Source organism: Sphingomonas sp. HF-S4 (assembly GCF_032911445.1).
Lineage (GTDB): Bacteria > Pseudomonadota > Alphaproteobacteria > Sphingomonadales > Sphingomonadaceae > Sphingomonas > Sphingomonas agrestis.
The window spans coordinates 3,044,934-3,067,868 of record NZ_JAWJEJ010000001.1; the positions used below are offsets into that span (position 1 = coordinate 3,044,934).

Below are 22,935 nucleotides of genomic sequence, written 5' to 3' on the forward strand. Positions count from 1 at the left end.
TTAACCCAGCAATTTCTCGGTCACCCGCCCGGCAAGCCGCTGCAGCTCTGCCCGCGCGCCGGGCAGCAGCTGCGCGCGCGGCAGGCTGTCGATCGCGCACAGCGCGCCGAGCACCGCCCCGCACGGCGCCACCAGCGGCGCGCCCACGTAAAAGGCGATGTGCGGGCTGCCGCGCACCAGCGGATTGCCGGCAAAGCGGCGATCGATGCTCGCGTTGAAGATCACCATCACATTGTGCGGGTTGAGGATCGCATGCCCGCAGAACGAGATCGCGCGGTCGATCTCCTGGATGTCGCTGCGGTAGCGAGCGTTGACGATCATCTTTTCGCGATCGATCACCGTCGCGATACCGAACTTGGCGTCGAACAATTGCGCCGCCTCGGCGACCAGCGCGTCCGCGGCACGCGACTGCCTCGCCGCGACGCCATAGCGATCGACCGCGGCCTGGCGCTCGGCCTCGTCGACGGGATAGCTCGGCTTGATGAAGGACAACACGCGAAAAAGCCTCGATTTTCCGTTGGAGCCCCCGCTTAGGCGCAAAGTCCTAAGCGCCCGTAACGCACCGCCTACGAACTACACCGAACCCGCCGCCGCATTTCCGGACGGCGGCGGGCGTTGGTCAGAAGCGCAGCCGCCCGCCGAGCGAGAAGACCAAAGCGCTCGCGTCGCGCAGCTCGCCCGAGGTCAGGATCGGCGTTTGCGCCGCGGTGCCCGGATAGGCCGCGGTCACCCGGTCGATCGGCGCATCCGAGAAGGTCACGTAATTGGCACCCGCGTCGAGCGTGAAGCCCGAGGTCAGCGCATAGGACGCACCGACGCCGTAATTCCAGCGATCGGAGTCCGGGACGCGCGCGTCGCGCTCGGTATCGCGCGTCGGCGTCTGCGTGCGCTGGACGCCCGCGCGCACAACGAGCTTGGACGAGGCGGCATAGTCGAACCCGCCCGCGATGCTCCAGCTGTCGCGATAATTTTCCGGGATCGCGGCGTTGATCGGCGCACCGAGCCGGATCGCGTCGAACTTTTTCCAGCCATAATGCACGCCCTGGCCATTGAGCGTGAAGCGGTCGCTCAGCCGGAAGCGCGCGCCGACGATCACCTGCGCCGGCGTGTAGAAGCGCGCCTCGACGCCCGAGAGCGACGCGTTCTGCGCCGCGAGCGGGCCGGCGAGCCCGCTGATCTCGAGGTCGCCGGTCAGCGTATGCTCGATCGCCGACTTGTAGCTGACGCCGACGGTCACGTCGTCGCTGTGCATCTGGAAGCCCGCAGTCCAGCCGAAGTCCCAGCCATCGCCCTTCAATTCCTGCCGGCCGTCGGCGAGCGCGGGCGAGAGGTTGGGCAGCGCATTGGCCAGGCTGGCGTCGGTATATTCGACGTTGAGCCCCGCGCCGACGCGCAGCCAGTCGGTCACCGCCACCGCGACGCTCGGCTGGATGTCGATCGTGCGCAGCCGCGTCTTGAGCGCGCTGTACCGCGCCCAGCTCGTCTCGGGATAATCAGTGGTGAAGCTGTACGGCGAGGTCACCGCGACGCCGATCGCGACACGGTCGCCCAGCGGGATCGACACCGCGCCCGAAGGCAGCACGCCCTTGTCGATCGGGTTGCGCGTCACTGCGTCGCCGCCCACCGGCGCGAAGGCCTGGCCGGGACGACGGATCAGCGTGCCGGTATCGGCGACCTCGCCCCGCGGCACGATCAGCGAGGCATTGACCACCGCCTCGCCCTGCGTCGTCCCCGCGATCGACGCCGGGTTCCACCACAGCGACGCCGCCCCGGTATCGGCGACCTCGCCCGAAAAGGCTCGCCCCGCGGCGCGTGCCGACTGCTCTTGCAGATAGAATGCCTGGGCGTTTGCCGAAGCGGCGAAACCGAACGAGCCCGCCAGCGCAGTGGCGGCGACGAGCGAAAGCTTGAGATGCGACATCATACGATCCTTGTACGCGGGTACTGAAAGCAAACGGGCGCGGTTAGCGCAGCCGGGTCCAGGTCTGGGTCTTGCAGAACGGCTTGAACACGCAGCCGCGCACCTTGAGCTGGTTGGCGCCGGCCGGCGTCACGTCGGCGCCATAGGTCTTGCCGTCATCGGCATTGTAGATCTTGCCGCCGGTCCAGCCATTGCCGCTCTGGGTGAAGCCGCTCAGGATCTGGAGGTTGCGCAGCGGCCGGCCGCGCAGCGCGGCGTTGCTGTTGTTGACGTCCTTGAAATTGGGATCGGTCCGCAGCTTCTCCGAAGTCAGGATCCGCCCGCAGATCGAAGCCCCGCAGCGCTGGATCTCGACGATCCCGCCGCGCGTCTGCGTCTGCCATCGCCCGACAGCGGCATCAGCAGTCTGCGGCGGCGCGGCCGCGATCAGTCCAATCAGGGCAAGCAGCATTCGATATCCTCTCGACAGGCCCCGCCGCGTGATCGGCAGTGGCACATTGCAGCGTCCCGGGAGACCCGCACGTCGTGCACGCAACCCCGAGGACGCCCGCTGGTTCCCGAGCATCGCGACCGAAATGTGACCGTTTTGCGCGCTTCCCCGCCGTCAATCGCCGGCAAAGGCGATCGGCGAGACCCCGCGCTCGCGCTCGGCGACCAGCATCGCGCGGCCCGCTGGCGGCGCCGATCGCTGCGGGCAATCGGGCCTGGTGCAGGCGCGGCAACCGAGCCCCACCGGCATTGCCCGCCCGGCCAGGTCATGCCCCGCCGCTACGGCAAGCGTGCGCGCATCGTTCGCCGACACGCCCAGCCCGACCGCGAAGCGGGCCGGCACGCCGCGCGACACGCCCTGCGGCCGCACGCCTCGCGCCAGCGTGAACCAGCGGCTGCCATCCTCGAGCTCGAGCAATTGCGTCAGCAATTCGTCGGGCCGCGCGAAGGCCTCGAAAATATTCCACAACGGGCACGTCCCCGGCCCCTCGGCAAGCGGCGACGCGCTCGCCCCGGCATAGCGCTTCGAAACCTGCCCCGCCCGGTCGACTCGCAGCAGGAAGAAAGGGAGTCCCCGCGCGCCGACGCGCTGGAGCGTGGTCAGCCGGTGCGCGACCTGGCTGAAGCTCGCGCCGAAGCGCCGCTGGAGCAGCTCCAGATCATAGCCGCTCGCCTCGCACGCGCGCAGGAAGCGGGCATAGGGCATCATCACCGCCGCGGCGAAATAGCCGCCCAGGTGCCGCCGATAGAGCCGCTCGGCGGCGCGATCGAACCCCGCCCCTTTCACCAGCGCGTCGATCTCGCCGCGCGCTTCCTGCGCGAGCAGTTCGCCGAGCGCGAAGCTGCGTCCCGACATGTCGAGCATCTCGGAGAGCTGGATCTGCCGCGCGTGCAGGTCGAGCCGCTTGGTTAGGTCGGGCATCACGTCGGCGGGCAGGATGCGCACCGAAAGCTGGTGCTTGACGCGGAGCCGCTCGGCCATCGCGCCATACAGGTCGCCCGCAGCGATACGCAGCTCGTCGGCCAGCGCCTCGGCCTTGGCGTCGAGGTCGCCAAAATGATTACGCCAGCGCTCGATTTCGCGGCGCACCTGCCAGCCGGCATCGTAGGGCCGGGCGACCGGCCCCGCCCCGCCGCCGATCCGGTCATAGGCGCGCGCGAACGCCTCCGCCCCGCCCGGCGCGCCCGCCAGCCATTCCTCCATCTGGTGCCGGTCGATCTCCAGATCGGCGAAGATCGGATCGGCCAGCCGCCGCCGCAGCGCCTCGGCGCCGCCGCCGGGCTCGCTCGCGGCAAGCTGGCGCGGATCGAAGTCATAGCTCTGCGCCAGCCGCAGCATCAGCGTCGCGGAGATCGGACGCTGGTTGCGCTCGACCAGGTTGAGATAGCTCGGACTCACCGCCAGCGCCTGCGCCATCGTCACCTGGTTGAGCCCGAGCTGGCGACGCAACCGCCTAATCGCGTGTCCGGCGAACAGCTTCGGATCTGCCATTTCCTACACGTCCTGTTCTTATTATGTTCTACCCCGACTAGAATCGGAGGGATGTAAATTATTTACATGCTGACAGGTTAGTTGACTCCGCCCTGCGACAGACGGACCCCGCGATTGCCAAACAAACCTCGCTTTGAGTCAAGTTCGTCAATCATATTCGCCGTCACAAACCATGCTTTGTCAAGGAAGTGACATGCCGATGACTTTCGAGGATCTCGTTCCCGCCCCCAGCGGCCGCTTCGATGGCATCGTCCGCCCTTATTCGCCGGAGGACGTGGCCAGGCTCCGCGGCTCGCTGCCGATCGAGCACACCATCGCCCGCCGCGGCGCGCTCAAGCTGTGGGAACTGTTCAGGAATGAGGACTATATCCACGCCCTCGGCGCGCTGTCGGGCAACCAGGCGATGCAGATGGTCCGCGCCGGATTGAAGGCGATCTATCTGTCGGGCTGGCAGGTCGCCGCCGACGCCAACACCGCCGGGCAGATGTACCCCGATCAGTCGCTCTACCCCGCCAATGCCGGCCCCGAGCTGGCGCGGAAGATCAACGCCACGCTCCAGCGCGCCGACCAGATCGAGCATATGGAAGGCGGTGCGACGCGCGACTGGTTCGCGCCGATCGTCGCCGACGCCGAGGCGGGGTTCGGCGGGCCGCTCAACTGCTTCGAGATCATGAAAGCCTATATCGCCGCGGGCGCCGCCGGGGTGCATTACGAGGACCAGCTCGCCTCGGAAAAGAAGTGCGGGCATCTGGGCGGCAAGGTGCTGATTCCCACCCAGGCGCATATCCGCAACCTCGATGCCGCACGCCTCGCCGCGGATGTCTGCGGCGTCCCGACGGTGATCTGCGCCCGCACCGATGCCGAGAGCGCGAAGCTGATCACGTCGGACGTCGACGAACGCGACCACGCGTTCCTCACAGGCGAGCGCACCGCCGAGGGGTTCTTCCGCCTGAAGGAGGGTACCGGCGTCGATCACTGCATCCAGCGCGGCCTCGCCTTCGCGCCGCATGCCGACCTGCTGTGGTGGGAGACGAGCAAGCCCAATCTCGACGACGCCCGCCGCTTCGCCGAAGCGATCAAGCGCGAACATCCCGAGAAGATGCTGGCATACAATTGCTCGCCTAGCTTCAACTGGGAGGCGAATCTCGATCGCGACGACATCGCCCGCTTCCAGCGCGAGATCGGCGCGATGGGCTACAAGTTCCAGTTCGTCACCCTCGCCGGCTTCCACCAGCTCAACTACGGCATGTTCGAGCTCGCACGCGGCTATCGTGACCGCGGCATGGCCGCCTATTCCGAGCTCCAGCAGGCCGAATTCGCCGCGGAAGGCCACGGCTACACCGCAACCCGCCACCAGCGCGAAGTCGGCACCGGCTATTTCGATTGCGTAGCCCAGGCCGTCGCCGGCGGCGCAAGCTCGACCACTGCGCTCGCCGAAAGCACCGAGACCGCCCAGTTCAACCAGCAAGCCGCCTGAAAGGAGGCACGACCATGACCGGAGAACCCCAACGCAGCCGCGCCGTCTTCTCGACGGAGGATTTCAAGCTGATCCGCGAGGCGGTCGGCACCCATCTGCACAAGATCAAGGACCAGCCCGAATCCACGAAATACGCCAATCTCTACCACCGCCTCGGCCGCGTCGCCTGACTCTGGACCTGAGGCCAGACTTTCCTGGGGAGGAAAGGATGCTCGCCGGGTCACCGCCCGGCGGGCATTTCCGCCAGCCGTTTGACCCGAGCCAGATGCTCCTCCTTCCCGAACGGAAAGCGTCGGTAGAAGAACGCCGCGGCGACGCCGAGCACCAGGTATAGCGCGGCGAACAACAAGGTCAGCCGGTCGATCGTCGCCAGCGGCACGCTCCCCGGCTTCGCCGCCTCCGGAAACCCCGCGATGGCCAGGATCGCGCCCGCGGCAAAGATGCCCAGCCCGCTCGTGCATTTCTGGACGAAGAAGGAGCCCGCAAAGAACACCCCCTCGGAACGCCGCCCGGTCTCGGCCTCCGAATGCTCGGCGACGTCGGCCATCATCGATGCGCCGAGGATCGTCGAGGCGATCACGCACACCGCGTTCAAGGTGAAGAAGCCGAGCAGCAACGGCAGCAGGACCGGGCTGCCAAGTGGCGGGAACCAACCGGCGAGGCGCAGCCACAGCGGCCCGGTGATCAGCAGCGTCGCGCCGATCATGAATGCCATCGCCGCCTGCGGCTTGCCGATCCGGCGCGCCACGCGGGGTGCGAGGACGAACGCACCGATTGCCCCGACCAGCAGCACCAGCCCGAGCCATTGGAAGTCGGCGCCGCGAAACCCCCAGACATGCGTGTAGAGATAGTTGGACAGCGCATAGCTCACGCCCTGCGCCGAATAATAGCACATCCCCGCCGCCATCAGGATCAGGAACGCCCGGTTGCGCAGGCTCTCGCGCAGTTCGCGGAAATTGGCGGCCAGCGACTGGCGTTCGATCTCGGGACGCGGCAGCCGGCCGATCTCGCGGTGCGTGCCGAGCGCCGAGACGAGGATCGCGACGACCATGACGATCGCGCCCACCAGCGCGAAGACGACATAGCCGCGCCGCTCAAGCAGTCCGTCGGCAAGGAACCAGCCATAGGATGCCGTCAGCATCGCCATCGCACCGATCCAGCCGAACAGATAGCGATACGCCATGATCCGCGTCCGCTCGTCATAGTCGGCGGAAAGCTCGGGGCTCAGCGCCTGCGACGGCACTTCATAAGCCGACACTGCCGTCCGCACGAGCACCGCGCTGGCGAACACCCATACCAGCATCGCCCCCTGCGACCAGGCCGGCGGGTTCCACAGCAGCAGCCAGCCGAGCGCGATCGGCGCGGCGGACGCATACATCCATGGATGCCGCCGCCCCCAGCGCCCGCGCGTCCGGTCCGACACGAAGCCGATCGCCGGGTCGATCACTGCGTCGAGCAGCAGCGCACACATGATCGCAAAGCCCACCTGCGCCGCAGGGAGACCCAGCACCTGATTGTAGAACAGCAGCAGGAAGGTGGAGAAGCAGAAGTCCTTCACCCCATAGGCGACCGCGCCGAAGCCATAGGCGAGCATCGTCGTCTGGCGCACACGGCGCACGGGCGGAATAAGCGAGGCAGGCGCATCGGCGGGGCTCGTGACCATGTTCGACCCTCTCACGAAGCTTTCCACCGCAGCATAGGTGGTGATGGGGCGGCGTCAATCGCTCCGATTGGAATATCGGGTATGGCTTGCTCGACGCCTATCTCCAGCTATAGCATGCGCCTTCGAACAACAGGAACGGATGGCATGGCGCTCGATCCCGAGACCTTCGATACGCTGATCGACACGGTCCGCCGCTTCGTCGCCGATCGGCTGCGCCCGCTCGAGGGCGATGTCGAGGCCGCCGATGCGATCCCCGACGCCGTCGTCGAGGAGATGAAGGCACTAGGCCTGTTCGGCCTGTCGATCGCCGAGGAATATGGCGGACTCGGCTTGACGATGGTCGAGGAATGCAAGGTCGCGATCGAGCTTGGCCGCACCACTCCCGCATTTCGCTCGAGCTTCGGCACCAATGTCGGGATCGGCAGCCAGGGCCTCGTAATGGCCGGCACCCCCGAACAGAAAGCCGAATGGTTGCCCCGCATCGCCAGTGGCGAAGTGATCACCAGCTTCGCGCTGACCGAACCTGATGTCGGCTCAGACAGCGGCGCGGTGCAGACCCGCGCGGTGCGGGACGGCGATGTCTACCGCCTCACCGGCACCAAGCGCTTCATTACCAATGCCGACAAGGCCCAGTTGTTCACCGTGATGGCGCGCACCGGCGACAAGCCCGGCGGCCGCGGCGTATCGGCGTTTCTCGTGCCGCGCGACCTGCCCGGCGTGTCGATCGGCGAGCCTGAGAAGAAGATGGGCCAGAAGGGCGCGCGGGTCGCCGACGTGGTGTTCGACGACACCCCCGTCCCCGCCGCCAACCGGCTCGGCGAGGAGGGCCAGGGCTTCAAGATCGCGATGCAGGTGCTCGATCGCGGCCGGCTGCACATTGCGGCGGTATGCGTCGGAGTCGCCGAGCGGCTGATCGCCGATTGCGTCGCTTATGCCAGCGAGCGAAAGCAATTCGGCAAGCCGATCGCCGAGCACCAGTTGATCCAGGCGATGCTCGCCGATTCGAAGACCGAGGCGATGGCCGCCCGCGCGCTGATGCTCGAGACCGCCGCCAAGAAGGACGCTGGCGAGAACACAACGATGGAGGCCGCCGCCACCAAATACTTCGCCTCGGAGATGGTCGGCCGCGTCGCCGATCGCGCGGTGCAGATCTTCGGCGGCGCAGGCTATATCGCCGACTACGGCATCGAGCGGCTCTACCGCGACGTCCGGCTGTTCCGGATCTACGAAGGCACCAGCCAGATCCAGCAGTTGATCATCGCGCGGGAAGTGCTGAAGCGGGGCGGATAACAAAAGCCCTCTCCCCTCCGGGGAGAGGGTTGGGAGAGGGGCAGGGATCGAGAGGGCATTGCACTTGCCTCTCTCCCCTGCCCTCTTCCCGATGGGGAGAGGGAGTTTACTATGGACACCAACACACTTTTCCGCCTCGACGGGCGCATCGCGCTCGTTACCGGCGGGTCGCGCGGGATCGGGCGGATGATCGCCGCGGGCTATGTCGCCCAAGGCGCCAAGGTCTATGTCTCGTCCCGAAAGGCCGAAGCCTGCGAGGAGACCGCGGCGGCCTTGGGTGAGAATTGCATCGCCCTCCCCCACGACATCTCGACCGTCGAAGGCTGCCGCGCGCTGGCCGCAGACCTCGCCGCGCGCGAATCCCGCCTCGACATTCTAGTCAATAATGCCGGCGCGGCTTGGGGCGTGCCGTTCGAGGAGTTCCCCGAGGCGGGGTGGGACAAGGTGATGGACCTCAACGTCAAGTCGCCCTTCTTCCTGACCCAGGCGCTCCACACGCTGCTCAAGGCCGGCGGATCGGCCGAGCGACCGGCCAAGGTGATCAACATCACTTCGGTCGACGGCCAGCGCGTCAATCCGTGGGAAACCTACAGCTATCAGGCGTCCAAGGCCGCGCTGATTCACTTGACCCGGCGCATGGCTGCACGGCTGATCCGCGACCATATCGTCGTCTCCTCGCTCGCCCCCGGCGCCTTCCCCAGCGACATGAACAAGGCCGCGCGCGATCACGGCGACGGCGTAGCCAAGCGCATCCCCGCGGGCAGGATCGGCGTGGAAGAGGACATGGCCGGCGCCGCGATCTACCTCGCCAGCCGCGCGGGGGATTATGTGGTGGGCGAGACGCTCACAGTGGACGGCGGGCTGGTCAATGCATCGCTGGGTGGGAGCATCGACGGCTAAAGCCTCCCCTCCATCCGACGGTCGTCCACTCGCGATACGGGCAATATCCCCGCATCCGTGCATCCGATAAGCATCGCGAGATCATGCATCGCGCGGGATGCCTTGGAACCAAACTTCCCTAGCCGCCGCAGGTGATGCGACGGCTTCCGGCCCGGGGTTCTCTCACAAAATCCGATACCCCTTGCGTGTGCACTTACTGTGTATTATACAGTGTGTAACGCATACCATGTGAGACACGGCAGTGCCCATCGAAGACGACATGTTCGAAAAGCTGCGCGTCGAGCTTCGGCGCGGGTCTCTGGTGCTGGCCGTGCTCGGTGCGCTGCGCGAGGAGCGCTACGGCTATACGTTGCGCACCAGCCTCGAGGAGGCAGGGCTGCCGATCGACGAAGGCGCGCTTTACCCACTGCTGCGCCGGCTCGAAGCCCAGGGGTTGCTGACCAGCGAATGGCGCGAGGAGGCCAAGCGCAACAAGCGCTTCTACCGGCTCACCTCGGTCGGCCTCACGGTGCTCGGCCAGTTGCTCGCCGAGTGGAATGCCATTTCCGAATCGATCCTCCGCCTGACGCAGGGAGACAAATGATGGATGTCATTGACCGCTATCTCGGCGCAGTGCGCTGGAACCTCCCTGCTGCCAAGGCTGACGACATCGTGGCGGAGCTCGCGGACCTGATCGCGGCGCGGGTTGAGGATCGCGAGGAAAGTTTGGGGCGCCCGCTGGCGCGCGACGAAGTCAGCGCCTTGCTGCGCGAATTCGGCCACCCGATCGTAGTCGCCGGCCAGTATCACGGCCAGCGCGCGCTGATCGGGGCGGAGGTCTTTCCTTTCTATTGGTTCGTCCTGCGGATCGTGCTCGCCGTGGTCGCGGTGGCGGAGGCAGTGCAAATTGGCGGGCGCTTTCTTGTTGGGCAGCCGTTGATGCGAGTGCTTTGGCAGGGCGTGGCCGGTGCCGGGTCGTCGCTTCTTCTCAACGCGGCGCTGGTTACGCTGGCTTTTGCCGTGATCGAGCGAACCGGATGGCTCGACGACTATCTCGCGCGATGGAAGCCCGAGGACCTGCCCGATCTGCCGAAGCTCCGGCTCGACATGCCGCCGCGCAAGCGCTGGGAATCGGTATTCCAGCTTGCCTTCGGCGTGACGTTCCTCGCTTGGTGGACAGGCGCCTTCCCGATCGCCCTCCTGCCGCACGATGCCGCGATCAATGTAACGGGTGCGCCGGTATGGATCGCGCTTTACTGGCCAGTGACCGCTCTGGTGGCGGCGCGAATCGTACTTACCCTGATCGACATACTGCGTCCTTCGTGGCGGCCGCTCCGTGCTATGGTTATCCTCGGCTGCGCCGCCGGCACGCTGGCCATCGCCAAAGTGCTGCACGAGGCCGGGCGGATCGTCATCGTCACCGGCGCCGACGCAGACCAAGTCGCGCAGGTCCAGAACGGCCTCGACAAGGGGTTCACGGTCGCCGTGATCGCCGTCGCCGCACTCACGATCTTCGAATGCGCGAAGGAACTCTGGCAGCTGTATAGGGAGCTTCGCTGAGCTCAGGCCGCCCGCTTCTCCAGCGCGTGCGCGGCCTCGGCCATCAGAGTCGCGATGATCTGGGCGACCGGCTCTTCCTTCTTGACCATGCCGACCGACTGGCCCGCCATTACCGACCCGTGCTCGACATCGCCGTCGATCACCGCGCGGCGCAGCGCGCCCGCCCAATAATGCTCGATCTGGAGCTGGGCCTCCATCATCTCGAGCTTGCCCTCGTCGAGCAGCTGCGCGACTTCGCGCTGCTTGGCCGTGAACAGCTCGCCGCCGGCATTCTTGAGCGCGCGCACCGGAATGACGGGAAGCCGCGGATCGATCTGGACGCTGGCGGTCGCGTCGCGGGCCGAGGCGCGAATGAACGCCTTCTTGAAATTGGCGTGCGCGATGCTCTCGGTCGCGCAGACGAAGCGCGTGCCGAGCTGGACCCCTGCCGCGCCCTGGTCGAGATAGCCCGCGATCGCCTCGCCGCGGCCGATCCCGCCCGCGACGAACACGGGGACCTGCTCGGAAACCTCGGGCAGGATCTCCTGTGCCAGCACGCTGGTCGAGACCGGGCCGATATGCCCGCCGGCCTCCATCCCCTCGACCACCAGCGCATCGACGCCCGAACGGATCAGCTTCTTGGCGAGGCTCAGCGCCGGGGCGAAGCAGATGAGCTTGGCACCGAATTCCTTGATCGCCTCCAGGCTACCCGCCGGGGGCAGCCCGCCCGCCAGTACGACGTGAGTCACATCATGCTTCTTGCACACCGCGATCAGTTCGAGCAGCTGCGGGTGCATCGTGATCAGGTTGACGCCGAACGGCTTGTCCGTCAGCGTTTTGGTGCCCGCGATTTCCTTGTCGAGCAGCTCGGGCGTCATCGCGCCGCACGCGATCAGCCCGAACCCGCCGGCATTGGACATCGCCGCGACGAGGTTGCGCTCGCTTACCCACGACATCGCGCCGCACAGGATCGCAACCTCGCTGCCCAGAAATTCGCGTCCGCGCGCCATGCGTCGGGCCAGGCGCTCGGCGCCGATCGTGCTTGTATCAGTCATGGCGGCAGGGCCTAGCGCCGGGAGCAGCATTCCGGCAAGCGGCAACGCTCAGTCGGGATCGGAGTCCACCTGGCCATAGGTGATGCGAATGCTCACCCAGGTGCCGGTCAGTTCCTTGCCACCCACGCGCGGCGCGCGGACGCGGAATTGCCAGGCGGCCTGACGCACCGAGCCGGCATAGCCTGATCCGCGCGGGCCCTCCGCGACTTCCTGACAGTCCTCGACACGATGGTTCGCCACCGTACGGCATGCGATCAGCCCCCAGCCCGGACCCAGGGCGCGCCGCGACTGATAGGGCGCAAGCTCGGCATGTGTCGGCCGGCGATACCAGGCGGCCGCGTAGAGCGGCTCGCCATTGGGCGCCTTGCCGACGATCGCGGTGTCGCCGGGGCGGCTCCCCCCGCCAGAGGCTTCGCCTACATCGGCGGGGGCCGAGGGAGCACCGGACTTCATTCCCTTGATGTCGGCGGCCGCATAATCGCGCCGGGTCATCCGGATGAAGGTCTCGGGGACGGGTTCGGCGGGCGGCTCGGGCTCGGGCGGGGGCTCGACCGGGCGGGGCTGGACTTCGCGTACGCGCTCGCGGGTCTGGCTCTTCGAGTCCGCCTTTTTCTGCTCAGTGCGCTGCGGCTGTTCGGTATCGCCCGGAGCCGTATCGATCCCGAATACCGTAGTGGTCGGCGGCGGCTTCTTCTCGAAGAGTGGGGGCGCCATGAACCACAGCAGCAGGGCCAGCCCCAGCTCCACGACGAGCGCGAGCACGAATGCGACGCCGCGCTGCCCCAGCGATGCGCGCAGCCGTTCGGAAGCGCTCGGGCGCATTTTGATTGAATCGTCTAACGGCAAGGCAGGCGAGCGATGCCGTGCCGATGCGGCGGAAAAATGTCAGCCCCCCACGATCAGAAGCGCCGTGCTATCCCGATATAGAGTTCGACATCGGGGCTTTGGGAATTGAGCCCTGCGACCGCGCCAGCGTCGAACTGGAGATCGTCGCTGGGCTGCAACTCCAGCGACAGGCTGGCCAGCGCCTCGGTATGGGCTTCCAGCGGATCGTCGTCGCGTGTCATCTGGGCTTCGAGCGCGGCGCCCAGCGTATCCGAAAGCGGAGTTTCGAGCCCGACGACGCTGCCATAGGCCAAATGGCGCCCGTGCCGATCCTGGTCGACTGCGGCTTCGATCTTTGGCGTGAGCAACAGCTCGACCGCGTTGGTGAGGTCGAAATGGACCGGCATGATTACGCCGGCGCCCCAATCACCCGCGCCGATCGCCTCGCCGCCAACCGGCAACGTCCCAAACGGCATCACCGCGAGCGAGAAGCCCGACCCGTCCGGATTGGCGACGTTCTGGCGCAGCGCGACGCGGATGTCGCCGGTGCCGCTCGCGTGCGAAACGGCGCCGGTCGCGTCGCGCTCGCGGACATGGCCGAACGCGGTCCAGCCGATCTGCGCCTCGAGCGTCCCGGTCAGTCCGGCACGAACGAGAAGGTCGCCGGCCTCGAACGTATCGGTGCGCGTCCCGGAATCGCGTTCCAGCGTCCAGTCGACCGCGCCCGTCTCGACCAGGATATGGCCAGTGTCGACGGTGCAGCTCGGCGTGCCGAGCCCGGGTCGGTCGGCGCAGAAGGCGCGCGATTCCTGTGCCTGCGCCACGCCGATGCTGCCGATGGCGATGAGCCCGGCCGCTGCGAGTTGGACGGTAATCCGCATGGCTGCTCCCATCACGACCCGGAAGCAGAAGTCCGCACGCGGCAAATGGTTGCTCAGACCGCGATATCCTCGGCGTCGAGCCCATATGCCGTGTGGAGCACGCGCACCGCCAGCTCGGTTTCGTCCTCGTTGATCAGCACCGAGACCTTGATCTCGCTGGTGGTGATCGCCTGGATGTTGATCCCGCGTGCGCCGAGCGTGGTGAACATCGTCGCGGCGACGCCGGCATGGCTGCGCATCCCCACGCCGACCACCGAGATCTTGGCGACGCGCGTATCCTGGATCAGCTCGGCAAAGCCGATGTCGCTTTTGGACTGGTTGAGCGTCTCGATCGAGCGCGCCAGGTCCGCCGCAGGCACGGTAAAGGTCACGTCGGTCGCGCTCGCCGAACCCGCGCTCTGGTGCGCGATGTTCTGGATGATCATGTCGACGTTGATGTTGGCTTCGGCGAGCGGTGTGAAGATCGATGCCACTGCGCCGGGCTTGTCGGGCACCGCGACCAGCGTGATCTTGGCTTCGTTCTTGTCGTGCGCGATGCCCGTGATGAGCTGGCTTTCCACGTCCTGAATCTCCTCTTCGCCCACGATCATCGTCCCGGGCAGCGTGTCCGCCATCGGTGCATCGTCGCCGGTGAACGACGACAGCACCTGGACGCGGACCTGTTCCTTCATCGCCAGCCCCACCGAGCGCGTCTGGAGCACCTTGGCCCCGACGCTGGCGAGCTCCAGCATCTCTTCGTACGTCACCTTCTTGAGCTTCCGCGCGCGCGGCACGATGCGCGGGTCGGTGGTGTAGACGCCGTCGACATCGGTGTAGATGTCGCAGCGATCGGCCTTCACCGCCGCCGCCACCGCCACCGCCGACGTGTCCGATCCGCCGCGGCCGAGCGTCGTGATGCGGTTGCTGCCATCGTCGGTGATGCCCTGAAAGCCTGGGATCACCGCGACTTCGCCGCGGCTCCAGCCTTCCTCAAGTCCGGTCGAATCGATCGACTGGATGCGCGCCTTGGCGTGCGCCGCGTCGGTGTGGATCGCCACCTGCGAGCCGAGCCACGAACGCGCGGGCACGCCGATCGACTGGAGCGCGACGGCGAGCAGCCCAGAGGTGACTTGCTCGCCGCTGGAGACGACCACGTCATATTCGCGCGGATCGTAGAGCGAACTCGCCTCGCGGCAGAAATTGACCAGCCGGTCGGTGTCCCCCGCCATCGCCGAGACGACCACCGCAACTTCGTTGCCGGCGTCCCATTCGCGTTTGACGCGCGCCGCCACACTGCGGATCCGCTCGATGCCGGCCATCGAGGTGCCGCCGAACTTCATCACGATGCGTGCCATGTCGGGTGCTTGTTTTCCGGGCCTTGGGTAGGATGGACCGGCCTGATAGGAGGCGGCCATGGCGAACGCAACCAAAGCAACTATTGACCCCGGTGAAGCTGAGCATTTCGGCAAGCTCGCCGCGGACTGGTGGAATCCGCGCGGATCGTCGGCGATGCTGCACCGGCTCAATCCGGCGCGGCTCGCCTATCTGCGCGAAGTGACCGACGCGCATTTCGACAGCGACGGCATGTCGTTCGCGCCGCTCGCCGGCAGGACCGCGCTCGATGTCGGCTGCGGCGCCGGGTTGCTCGCCGAGCCGCTCGCCCGGCTGGGGGCAAGGGTAACCGGGCTCGACGCAGCGCCAGAAAATATCGGCGCCGCCCGCGCCCACGCCGCCGCGGTCGGACTCGACATCGACTATGTCGCCGGCGGGATCGAGGACCTGCCCAGCCGCCGCTTCGATCTCGTCACCTCGATGGAAGTCATCGAACACGTCTCGGATCCCGGCGCGTTCATTGCCGGCCTGGCCGATGCGCTCGCCCCGGGCGGCCTGATGGTCCTTTCGACCCCGAATCGTACGGCATCATCGCACCTCGCGATGATCACCCTGGGCGAAGGCACCGGCGCGATCCCGAAGGGGACGCACGACTGGCACCAATTCCTCACCCCCGACGAACTGACCGCGCTGCTCGAAGCCGCCGGCTTACAGGTCGGCGACCTGCGCGGGCTTGGCTTCTCGCCCGCGCGCGGCTTCGTGTTGCGCGACGACACCAGTCTCGACTATCTGGTCACCGCGCGCAGGGTCTGAGCGCTACTGCCCCATGTCCAACACCGCGACCGGGCCGAGATCAAGGACATGGTTGCCGGTATTGACGTGGAATGCCGCGGTGATCGCCCCCGCGGGGTACGCCTTGTCGGCCTTGCCAGCGAACTGAAGGAACTGCCACTCCGCCGTCACGTCGAAGCCCTTGGCGAAGATCGCGCTATAGGGCGCCGCCGAGAGCTGGAGCTGGGCGTTGAGCTTGGCGCTCGGCGCCGCCGCCTGGCTCAGCCTGGCGTAGAAGGCGACGATGATCCTGTCCCCCGCCTTGACCGGCTTGGTCAGCGGCACGTTGACCCCGATGCTCCACGGATTGCCGCTGCCCGTCACCGGGATTCGCAGCGCCTTGCCGCCTTGCACCGCCTTGTCGGCGACGGTCTTGGCCGCGGGCGTCAGGCCATAGGTCTGGAAGCTCGCCGGATCGGTGTTGTTGATCACCTTCTCAGCGAGCGCATCGTCGCCCGTCTGCGCCTGCTGCGCGATCCCCGGCACGGCGAACAAGGCAGGCAGCGCCGCCCCCAGCGCGAGTGCGATCCGCACGTTCATGATTCCCCCTCCTTATATTTGAGGGAGAGACTATGCCGCGCCGCCTTGCCGTCAACGGCAAACGTTCAGAACAGCCTGCCTCCGTTCGGGACGGGAGTGGTGGGCCGGAACAGCACGACCTTGCCCTCGGCGTCGGGAAAGCCGAGCGTCAGCACTTCCGACATCACTGGCCCGATCTGCCGCGGCGGGAAGTTGACCACGGCCGCCACCTGCATCCCCGGCAGTTCCTCGATCGCGTAATGCTCGGTGATCTGCGCCGAGGAGCGCTTCCGTCCGATCGTCGGCCCGAAATCGATCACCAGCTTGTACGCCGGCTTCCGCGCCTCGGGAAAGGGCAGCGCCTCGACGATCGTGCCGACGCGGATGTCGACCGCAAGGAACTGGTCGAAGCCGATGGTTTCCGCCGCCGGGGCCGATGCGTCGTGAGTCATGTGCATGGCGTCTCGAACCAACTCGCCGCCGCGCCGTCAAGCCGCGATTACTGGTTGGGATTGCCGCGTGCCTGGCCTTCGCGGAAAGCCGCGTTCTGGCGCTCATAGGCGCGGTCGAACTCCTTCCACTCCTCGCGGCTGAGGCAGATGCGCTTCGCCATCACACTGCCCGTGGGCGTGACCGAACGGCAGACCTTCTTCTCCGCAACGGGCTTGGGGGCTTCGGCCGCCGGCGCATCCTGCGCGCTCGCCGAGGCACTGCAAGCGATCACAAGGCTCATGGCGACGTACAAAAGCTCCACATCATTCTCTCCGCTGGTTTCGCACGAACCTAGCGCGGCGCGTGACGGGAGCAAGCCAACGAGCGGGCGGCGCTATTGCGGATGTTCACTTTATGTTTCATATCCTTGAAATGCAATCGGGGTTCGGTTTCAACGGGCACGACGATCTGATCCGCTGGCAGCGGGCGCTGGCGCCGATACGCGCGCTGGCCGGGCCGTTGCCGCGCCGTTCGCCGATCGGCGCGCTGGTCAAGTCGATGATCAGCGGGCGGACGCGCGACGGCGTCTCGCTCGCCGCCTATGACAGGCTGGTCGCCGCGTTCGGGACGCCCGGCCGCGTGCTTGCGGCGGGGCGCGACGAAGTGCTGCGCTGCATCGGCGGGGTCACCCATGCCGAGGACAAGGCGGGCTATGTCGTCGACGCGCTCGAGCGGATCGCGGTGGAGCGCAAGGGCTTCGACCTGGGCTTTCTCGGGCCGCCACCGCTTGAGGAAGCGCTCGCCTGGCTCGAGCGTCTGCCCGGCGTCGGCCGGAAGGTCGCCGCCGCGACGCTCAACGGCAGCACGCTCGATCGCCCGGTGCTGATCGTCGACAGCCATGTGTTGCGGGTGCTCCAGCGGCTGGGATTCGTCTCCCATCACGCCGAGGCGCGCGCGGCGAGCGAGGCAGTGACCGCGGCGATGCCCGAATGGCAGGGCCGCGATTTCCTCGACTTCCATATCGCCACCAAGAAGCTCGGGCAGACGCTGTGCCGCTTAGACGCGGCCGATTGCGCCGGCTGCCCGCTTCGCGCCGATTGCCGTTCGCATTGACAGCGCCTCCGGGCTTTCGGACACGGAAGCCATGGCCGAGGTCAAATTGCATCCAAGCTGGCTCGAACCGCTGAAAGGCGAGTTCGCCGATCCGTACATGGCGACACTGCGCCAGTTCCTCGTTGCCGAGAAGGCAGCGGGCAAGCGCATCTTCCCGGCGGGCAGCGAGTGGTTCCGCGCGCTCGACCTGACCCCGCTCGAGGATGTGCGCGTCGTCATCCTCGGCCAGGATCCGTATCATGGCGAGGGCCAGGCGCACGGCCTGTGTTTCTCGGTCAAGCCCGGCGTCCGCACCCCGCCGAGCCTGGTCAACATCTACAAGGAGATGGAGACCGATCTCGGCATCCCGCGCGCGCGCCACGGCTTTCTCGAACATTGGGCTGAGCAGGGTGTGCTGCTGCTCAACGCCGTGCTTACCGTCCAGATGAGCATGGCCGCATCGCACCAGGGGCGGGGCTGGGAGCGGTTCACCGACGCGGTAATCCGGCTGGTCAACGCGCGTGCCGAGCCGGTCGTGTTCCTGCTCTGGGGCAGCCACGCGCAAAAGAAGGCGGCGTTCGTCGATTCGACCGACAAGGACGGGCGGCATCTCGTGCTCAAGGCCCCGCACCCCTCGCCCCTCTCGGCGCATTCGGGATTCTTCGGCAGCCGGCACTTCTCCAAGGCGAACGAATTTCTCGTGAGTCGCGGCCAGAAGCCGATCGATTGGGCACTTCCCGAATTATAGGCCTTCGCCCCCGTTCGTCGCGGGGCTGGCACGGCCTGACTATTATGCTAAGTATCTGTACACTCTGGGAAAGAAGTGACGATGCGCAAGCCTGCCGCTGCCGTGTTGAGCCTTGCGATGATCCTGTCCGCCTGCGGCGGGAGCGGCGGCGGCGGCTCGGTCGTCATGCCGCCGATCAGCGGCGGCGGCTCGACGCCGACTCCAACGCCACCCACCACGGGATGCACGCTGCGGGACCGTCAGGACTGGGCCGCGGCGCAGCTGCGCGAATGGTATCTCTTTCCCGAGACGCTGCCCGCCACCCTCAGTCCTGCCGGTTACACCAATGTCGGCGACTATATCGACGCGCTGACCGCGACTGCGCGCTCGCAGGGCCGCGACCGCTATTTCACCTACGTCACCTCGATCGCCGAGGAAAATGCCTATTACAGCTCGGGATCGAGTGCGGGGTTCGGCGTCCGCCTCTCGTACGAGTCGACCGCGGGGCGTGTCTTCGTCGCCGAAGCCTTTGAAGACACGCCGGCGCTGGCCGCGGGAATCGATCGCGGTGCCGAGATCGTCGCGATCGGGACCAGTGCGGCCAATATGCGCACGGTTTCGTCCATCATGGCGAGCAGCGGTGCCCAGGGCGTGACCGACGCGCTCGGCCCGTCGACCGTAGGAACCACGCGCATCCTTCGCGTCACCGACGCCGCCGGCACCCGCGATCTCAGCGTCGCCAAGGCAGACTATACGCTGACTCCGGTTTCCTCACGCTACGGCGCCAAGATCCTCGACGATGGCGGCCGCAGGGTGGGGTACGTCAACCTGCGCACTTTCATCTCGACCGCGGATCCGGCGCTGCGTGCGGCGTTCGCGCAGTTCAAGGCGGCTGGGATCACCGAAGTGATTGTCGACCTGCGCTACAATGGCGGGGGGCTCGTCTCGATCGCCGAGCTGATGGGCGACCTGATGGGCGCCAACCGCGCGACCAGCGACGTATTCAGCTACACGACGTTCCGCCCCGAAAAGGCGGCGGAGAACGAAACGCGCTTCTTCCAGCCAAAGACCCAGTCGATCGCGCCGACCCGCATCGCGTTCATCGGCACCAGCGGCACTGCCTCGGCAAGCGAACTCGTGGTCAACGCCTTCATTCCCTATCTCCACGCCAACGCCGCGCTGATCGGCACCAACACCTTTGGCAAGCCGGTCGGTCAGATCGCGCTCGACCGCGCCGTGTGCGACGATCGGCTGCGCGTGATCGCCTTCGCGACGCAGAATGCCGCGCGACAGGGCAATTACTTCAGCGGCCTCGCCGGCACTGTCGAGGCGAGCTGCCGCGCGGGCGACGACGTCGCCTATCCGCTGGGCGACGCGCGCGAGGCCTCGACCAAGGCGGCGCTGGACTTTCTCGCCGGCCGGAGCTGCACCGCGATCTCGACTGGCGGGCAGGGTGCGATGGCGCTGCGCTCGGCGGCGACTGTGCGGGAACTGCTGACTCCCGAACGGCCGAGCACCGTTCAGCGCGAAGTGCCGGGGGCGTTCTAGTTCCTGAGATCCCCCTCCCTGAAAGGGAGGGGCAAGGAGTGGGTGTAGAAAAGGTCGGGCTCGACGCCCGGCCTTTTCTTTTATTCGATGCAGCTCGTTGGGCTCGCTTCGCTCGACACCCACCCCCACCCCCTCCCTTGCAGGGAGGGGAGTTTCAGGTCTCCGAATCTTCCGGCGGCGTGTCGGGCTCGGCTTCCACCTCCGCCGGCACCAGCGCCCGCACTTCCTCCATGAACCGCACCAGCGAGATCGGCTTGGAAACATAGGCGTTGGCCCCTGCCGCGCGGATGCGGTCCTCGTCCTCGCGGCCGGCATAGGCGGTCACCGCCATGATCGGGATCGCGCGCAGCTCGGCGTCGAGCTTCATCTCGCGGATCAGGTCGAATCCGGTGACGTGCGGCATCTGGATGTCCATCACGATCAGGTCGGGCCTGAAGTCGCGCGCCTTGGCGACGGCCTCGCGCCCGTCGACCACCGGCTCCGCGGCAAAATCGTGCGCGCGCAGCAAGTCGCAGAACAGCTTCAGATTGAGTTCGTTGTCCTCGACAACGAGAACCCTTTTTGCCACGCGCAGAACCTCTTGCAGAGTTGGGGACGGTTTAGGCGATGCCGAGCACGGAAACAAATGCGGAGGCGATTGCGCTCCAAGCCCTCGTGTGGACGCTCGGCGAACCGAGCCGCGCGACGCGACTGCTCGATCTAACAGGCCTCGATCCCGCCGAGCTGCGCGCCCGTGCAGGCGAGCCGGCATTGCTCGCCGCGACGCTCGGCTTCCTCGAATCGTACGAGCCCGACCTGATCGCCTGCGCGCAAGCGCTGGCGGTCGCACCGGGCGATCTCGTCGCCGCCCGCGCGACGCTGGAGAACGCATGAAACCCCTGCTCATCACCGATTGCGACGAAGTCCTGCTCCACATGGTCCGCCATTTCGGCACCTGGCTCGGCGAGGCGCATGACATCGACTTCCGCCCCAATGGCAGCGATTTCACCAATTCGATGCGCCGCCGCGCCGACGAATCGTTGGTCGATGCCGAGACGATGTGGAACTATCTCGACGGCTTCTTCCCCGATCAGATGGACCGCCAGACGCTCGTCCCCCACGCGCGCGAGGCGCTGGCCGCGCTTGCGCAGCATGCCGAGATCGTCGTGCTGACCAACCTCAAGGATCATTGCCGCGAACATCGCATAGCCCAGCTCGCCACGCACGGCATCGCACACCGCGTCGAGTGCAACCAGGGCGGCAAGGGCGGTCCGGTAGCGCGGCTGGTCGCCGAGTTCGGCAATCCGGTCACCGTTTTCGTCGACGATCTGGAGCATCACCACGAATCGGTCGCGCGCCACGCGCCGTGGGTCCACCGGCTCCATATGGTCGCCGAGCCGGACATCGCCCGGCACGTCGCGGAGGCGCCGCATGCCCATGCCCGGATCGACGATTGGCGCGAGGCGCGCGGCTGGATCGAGGCGCGCTTCGCCGCGGGGTTGACCGCCGATGCCGCGAATGGTTGATCGCGGCATGACCCAAGCAATCGACGCGAAGCTGGCCGAGCTCGGCCTCTCCCTCCCCGACGCCGCGGCGCCGATCGCCGCCTATGTGCCCGCCGTCGCGGTGGGCGGGCTGCTCCATGTCTCGGGCCAGCTCCCGTTCAAGGACGGCGCGGTGATGACGGGCACGCTCGGCGACGACCGCGACCTCGCCTTCGGCCAGGAGGCGGCGCAGCGCTGCGGGCTGATGCTCGTCGCGCAGATCCGCAAGGCGCTGGGCGGCGATCTCTCTCGGGTCGAGCGGATCGTCAAACTCGGGGTGTTCGTCAATTCGACTCCGGACTTCACCGACCAGCCCAAGGTCGCCAACGGCGCCTCCGAGCTGATGCAGGCACTGTTCGGCGATGCCGGTCGGCATGCGCGCAGCGCAGTCAGCGTACCGTCGCTGCCGCTCGGTGCGGCGGTCGAGATCGACGCGGTGGTAGCGATTCGCAACTGACGTCTGTTGCCGACCAGCAACAGTTCCTCACGATCGAGCAACAAAGCGGCAAATATTGTTGTGCGGCGCAGCGCGTTGCGGCACTGGTTCTGTGCCGAACGCAAGCACGCGCACGCCCTTGGGCTGGAGACGCAGGCGACGCCGGCAGCAGGCGGGAACCCTTCGATTCGAATAGAAAGGGATTCCATGCGCTATTTGACGATCACCCTTGCTGGGCTGATGCTCGCCGCCGCTACGCCTGCGCTGGCGCAGGACGAGGCCGAACCCGCCAAGCCGGTCACCGTAACTGGGGGCGTGACGGTCACTTCGGACTATCGCTTCCGCGGCCTGACCCAGACCGACAAGAAGGTCGCGCTCCAGGGCACCGTCAACGTCAATCACGAATCGGGCCTCTATGTCGGCACTTGGGCGTCCACGCTCGATGACGAGGTGTCGCTGCCGGGCTATGGCGACGCCGAGATCGACCTTTACGCCGGCTACACCAAGACGCTCGACAGCGGCGTCGGCTTCGATGTGGGCATGCTCTATTACTATTATCCGGGCGGCGCGGACGGCCTCGATACCGATTTCTTCGAGCCCTATGCCTCGGTGATGTACACCGTCGGCCCGGTCACCGCCAAGGTCGGCGCCAATTATGCCTGGAGCGGTCAATCGGGCCTCGCCGACCAGGACAGCCTGTATCTGCGCGGCGACTTGACCGTCGGCATCCCCAACACCCCGGTAAGCCTGCTCGGCCATATCGGTCACACAGACGGCCAGCTGGGCATCCTTGCCCCCGATGCCAAGTACACCGACTGGTCGCTCGGTGCCGAGATCGTGCACAAGTTCGTCAAGCTGGGCGTCCAATATGTCGATACCGACATTACCAACGACGCCGACTATGCCGATGCGATCGGCGCGGATCCCAAGGTGCTGTTCTACGCGACGCTCAGCTTCTGAGCGTCCACCCCGGACACGAAAAGGCCGGCCTACTCCCAGTGAGCA

The 22,935-nt window shown here is 66.8% G+C and carries 27 protein-coding genes; 14 read left to right on the forward strand and 13 right to left on the reverse strand.

Annotation, left to right across the window (positions count from 1 at the left end; translation table 11 throughout):
* The 4 genes from RZN05_RS13880 to RZN05_RS13895 form a co-directional block, all read right to left on the reverse strand.
* On the reverse strand, positions 1 to 495 hold the full coding sequence (locus tag RZN05_RS13880) for a GAF domain-containing protein (RefSeq protein ID WP_317227194.1): 495 nt from the start codon (positions 493 to 495) through the stop codon (positions 1 to 3).
* Between the two features lie 124 nt (positions 496 to 619).
* Complete coding sequence (locus tag RZN05_RS13885; protein ID WP_317227195.1) at positions 620 to 1,924, reverse strand: OmpP1/FadL family transporter; 1,305 nt, start codon at positions 1,922 to 1,924, stop codon at positions 620 to 622.
* Positions 1,925 to 1,964: 40 nt separating this feature from the next.
* The gene (locus tag RZN05_RS13890; RefSeq protein ID WP_317227196.1) at positions 1,965 to 2,372 is read right to left on the reverse strand and encodes a DUF2147 domain-containing protein; all 408 of its coding nucleotides are present in this window, start codon (positions 2,370 to 2,372) and stop codon (positions 1,965 to 1,967) included.
* A gap of 153 nt (positions 2,373 to 2,525) precedes the next feature.
* A complete protein-coding gene (locus RZN05_RS13895; protein WP_317227197.1) occupies positions 2,526 to 3,902 on the reverse strand; it encodes a helix-turn-helix domain-containing protein in 1,377 nt (458 codons plus the stop codon).
* A gap of 193 nt (positions 3,903 to 4,095) precedes the next feature.
* Here RZN05_RS13895 and aceA point away from each other — a divergent pair, with 193 nt between their 5' ends.
* Together aceA and RZN05_RS13905 are read left to right on the forward strand one after the other, a co-directional pair.
* On the forward strand, positions 4,096 to 5,379 hold the full coding sequence (gene aceA / locus RZN05_RS13900; protein ID WP_317227198.1) for an isocitrate lyase: 1,284 nt from the start codon (positions 4,096 to 4,098) through the stop codon (positions 5,377 to 5,379).
* Positions 5,380 to 5,393: 14 nt separating this feature from the next.
* Complete coding sequence (locus tag RZN05_RS13905) at positions 5,394 to 5,549, forward strand: hypothetical protein (protein ID WP_317227199.1); 156 nt, start codon at positions 5,394 to 5,396, stop codon at positions 5,547 to 5,549.
* A 50-nt stretch (positions 5,550 to 5,599) separates the two neighbouring features.
* On the opposite strand, the gene RZN05_RS13910 is transcribed toward RZN05_RS13905, so the two are convergent.
* On the reverse strand, positions 5,600 to 7,042 hold the full coding sequence (locus tag RZN05_RS13910) for an MFS transporter (protein ID WP_317227200.1): 1,443 nt from the start codon (positions 7,040 to 7,042) through the stop codon (positions 5,600 to 5,602).
* A 144-nt stretch (positions 7,043 to 7,186) separates the two neighbouring features.
* On the opposite strand from RZN05_RS13910, the gene RZN05_RS13915 reads away from it, so the two are divergent.
* From RZN05_RS13915 to RZN05_RS13930, 4 genes are all read left to right on the forward strand, one after another.
* Entirely contained in the window at positions 7,187 to 8,332 is a 1,146-nt protein-coding gene (locus tag RZN05_RS13915) for an acyl-CoA dehydrogenase family protein (protein WP_317227201.1), read from the forward strand.
* Positions 8,333 to 8,443: 111 nt separating this feature from the next.
* Positions 8,444 to 9,232 (forward strand): SDR family oxidoreductase, encoded by a 789-nt coding sequence (locus RZN05_RS13920; RefSeq protein ID WP_317227202.1) that lies wholly within the window; start codon positions 8,444 to 8,446, stop codon positions 9,230 to 9,232.
* A gap of 241 nt (positions 9,233 to 9,473) precedes the next feature.
* Complete coding sequence (locus tag RZN05_RS13925; protein WP_317227203.1) at positions 9,474 to 9,815, forward strand: PadR family transcriptional regulator; 342 nt, start codon at positions 9,474 to 9,476, stop codon at positions 9,813 to 9,815.
* Positions 9,812 to 10,771 (forward strand): hypothetical protein, encoded by a 960-nt coding sequence (locus RZN05_RS13930; RefSeq protein ID WP_317227204.1) that lies wholly within the window; start codon positions 9,812 to 9,814, stop codon positions 10,769 to 10,771. The genes RZN05_RS13925 and RZN05_RS13930 overlap by 4 nt, the downstream gene beginning before the upstream one ends.
* 2 nt (positions 10,772 to 10,773) lie before the next feature.
* Here the strand turns inward: RZN05_RS13930 and RZN05_RS13935 are convergent, their stop codons facing one another.
* From RZN05_RS13935 to RZN05_RS13950, 4 genes are all read right to left on the reverse strand, one after another.
* On the reverse strand, positions 10,774 to 11,805 hold the full coding sequence (locus RZN05_RS13935) for an NAD(P)H-dependent flavin oxidoreductase (protein WP_317227205.1): 1,032 nt from the start codon (positions 11,803 to 11,805) through the stop codon (positions 10,774 to 10,776).
* Between the two features lie 48 nt (positions 11,806 to 11,853).
* Positions 11,854 to 12,627: a hypothetical protein gene (locus tag RZN05_RS13940; protein WP_317227206.1), complete on the reverse strand. Its 774-nt coding sequence runs from the start codon at positions 12,625 to 12,627 to the stop codon at positions 11,854 to 11,856.
* A 77-nt stretch (positions 12,628 to 12,704) separates the two neighbouring features.
* Positions 12,705 to 13,511 carry a transporter gene (locus RZN05_RS13945; RefSeq protein ID WP_317227207.1) on the reverse strand — a complete coding sequence of 269 codons (807 nt, stop codon included), beginning with the start codon at positions 13,509 to 13,511 and terminating at the stop codon, positions 12,705 to 12,707.
* Between the two features lie 53 nt (positions 13,512 to 13,564).
* Positions 13,565 to 14,845 (reverse strand): aspartate kinase, encoded by a 1,281-nt coding sequence (locus RZN05_RS13950; protein WP_317227208.1) that lies wholly within the window; start codon positions 14,843 to 14,845, stop codon positions 13,565 to 13,567.
* A gap of 58 nt (positions 14,846 to 14,903) precedes the next feature.
* On the opposite strand from RZN05_RS13950, the gene ubiG reads away from it, so the two are divergent.
* Entirely contained in the window at positions 14,904 to 15,635 is a 732-nt protein-coding gene (gene ubiG / locus RZN05_RS13955; RefSeq protein WP_317227209.1) for a bifunctional 2-polyprenyl-6-hydroxyphenol methylase/3-demethylubiquinol 3-O-methyltransferase UbiG, read from the forward strand.
* A gap of 3 nt (positions 15,636 to 15,638) precedes the next feature.
* Here the strand turns inward: ubiG and RZN05_RS13960 are convergent, their stop codons facing one another.
* From RZN05_RS13960 to RZN05_RS13970, 3 genes are all read right to left on the reverse strand, one after another.
* A complete protein-coding gene (locus RZN05_RS13960) occupies positions 15,639 to 16,193 on the reverse strand; it encodes a carbohydrate binding domain-containing protein (RefSeq protein WP_317227210.1) in 555 nt (184 codons plus the stop codon).
* 65 nt (positions 16,194 to 16,258) lie between these two features.
* Positions 16,259 to 16,630 carry a tRNA-binding protein gene (locus RZN05_RS13965; RefSeq protein WP_317227211.1) on the reverse strand — a complete coding sequence of 124 codons (372 nt, stop codon included), beginning with the start codon at positions 16,628 to 16,630 and terminating at the stop codon, positions 16,259 to 16,261.
* Between the two features lie 41 nt (positions 16,631 to 16,671).
* Positions 16,672 to 16,905 (reverse strand): hypothetical protein, encoded by a 234-nt coding sequence (locus RZN05_RS13970; protein WP_317227212.1) that lies wholly within the window; start codon positions 16,903 to 16,905, stop codon positions 16,672 to 16,674.
* Between the two features lie 131 nt (positions 16,906 to 17,036).
* Between RZN05_RS13970 and RZN05_RS13975 the strand changes: the two genes are divergently transcribed.
* From RZN05_RS13975 to RZN05_RS13985, 3 genes are all read left to right on the forward strand, one after another.
* Positions 17,037 to 17,717: an endonuclease III domain-containing protein gene (locus RZN05_RS13975; protein ID WP_317227213.1), complete on the forward strand. Its 681-nt coding sequence runs from the start codon at positions 17,037 to 17,039 to the stop codon at positions 17,715 to 17,717.
* Between the two features lie 31 nt (positions 17,718 to 17,748).
* Positions 17,749 to 18,444 carry a uracil-DNA glycosylase gene (ung, locus tag RZN05_RS13980; protein ID WP_317227214.1) on the forward strand — a complete coding sequence of 232 codons (696 nt, stop codon included), beginning with the start codon at positions 17,749 to 17,751 and terminating at the stop codon, positions 18,442 to 18,444.
* Positions 18,445 to 18,525: 81 nt separating this feature from the next.
* A complete protein-coding gene (locus tag RZN05_RS13985; RefSeq protein WP_317227215.1) occupies positions 18,526 to 19,971 on the forward strand; it encodes a S41 family peptidase in 1,446 nt (481 codons plus the stop codon).
* Positions 19,972 to 20,125: 154 nt separating this feature from the next.
* Here RZN05_RS13985 and RZN05_RS13990 read toward each other — a convergent pair whose 3' ends face one another.
* Positions 20,126 to 20,539, reverse strand: coding sequence for a response regulator (locus RZN05_RS13990; protein ID WP_317227216.1), 414 nt, complete (start codon positions 20,537 to 20,539; stop codon positions 20,126 to 20,128).
* 38 nt (positions 20,540 to 20,577) lie between these two features.
* Here RZN05_RS13990 and RZN05_RS13995 point away from each other — a divergent pair, with 38 nt between their 5' ends.
* From RZN05_RS13995 to RZN05_RS14010, 4 genes are all read left to right on the forward strand, one after another.
* The gene (locus RZN05_RS13995; RefSeq protein WP_317227217.1) at positions 20,578 to 20,844 is read left to right on the forward strand and encodes a DUF3572 domain-containing protein; all 267 of its coding nucleotides are present in this window, start codon (positions 20,578 to 20,580) and stop codon (positions 20,842 to 20,844) included.
* A complete protein-coding gene (locus RZN05_RS14000) occupies positions 20,841 to 21,476 on the forward strand; it encodes an HAD family hydrolase (protein ID WP_317227218.1) in 636 nt (211 codons plus the stop codon). Before RZN05_RS13995 ends, RZN05_RS14000 begins: the two co-directional genes overlap by 4 nt.
* Positions 21,477 to 21,483: 7 nt before the next feature.
* Positions 21,484 to 21,951 (forward strand): RidA family protein, encoded by a 468-nt coding sequence (locus RZN05_RS14005; RefSeq protein WP_317227219.1) that lies wholly within the window; start codon positions 21,484 to 21,486, stop codon positions 21,949 to 21,951.
* 186 nt (positions 21,952 to 22,137) lie between these two features.
* On the forward strand, positions 22,138 to 22,890 hold the full coding sequence (locus RZN05_RS14010; protein ID WP_317227220.1) for a TorF family putative porin: 753 nt from the start codon (positions 22,138 to 22,140) through the stop codon (positions 22,888 to 22,890).
* The last annotated feature ends 45 nt before the right edge of the window (positions 22,891 to 22,935 follow it).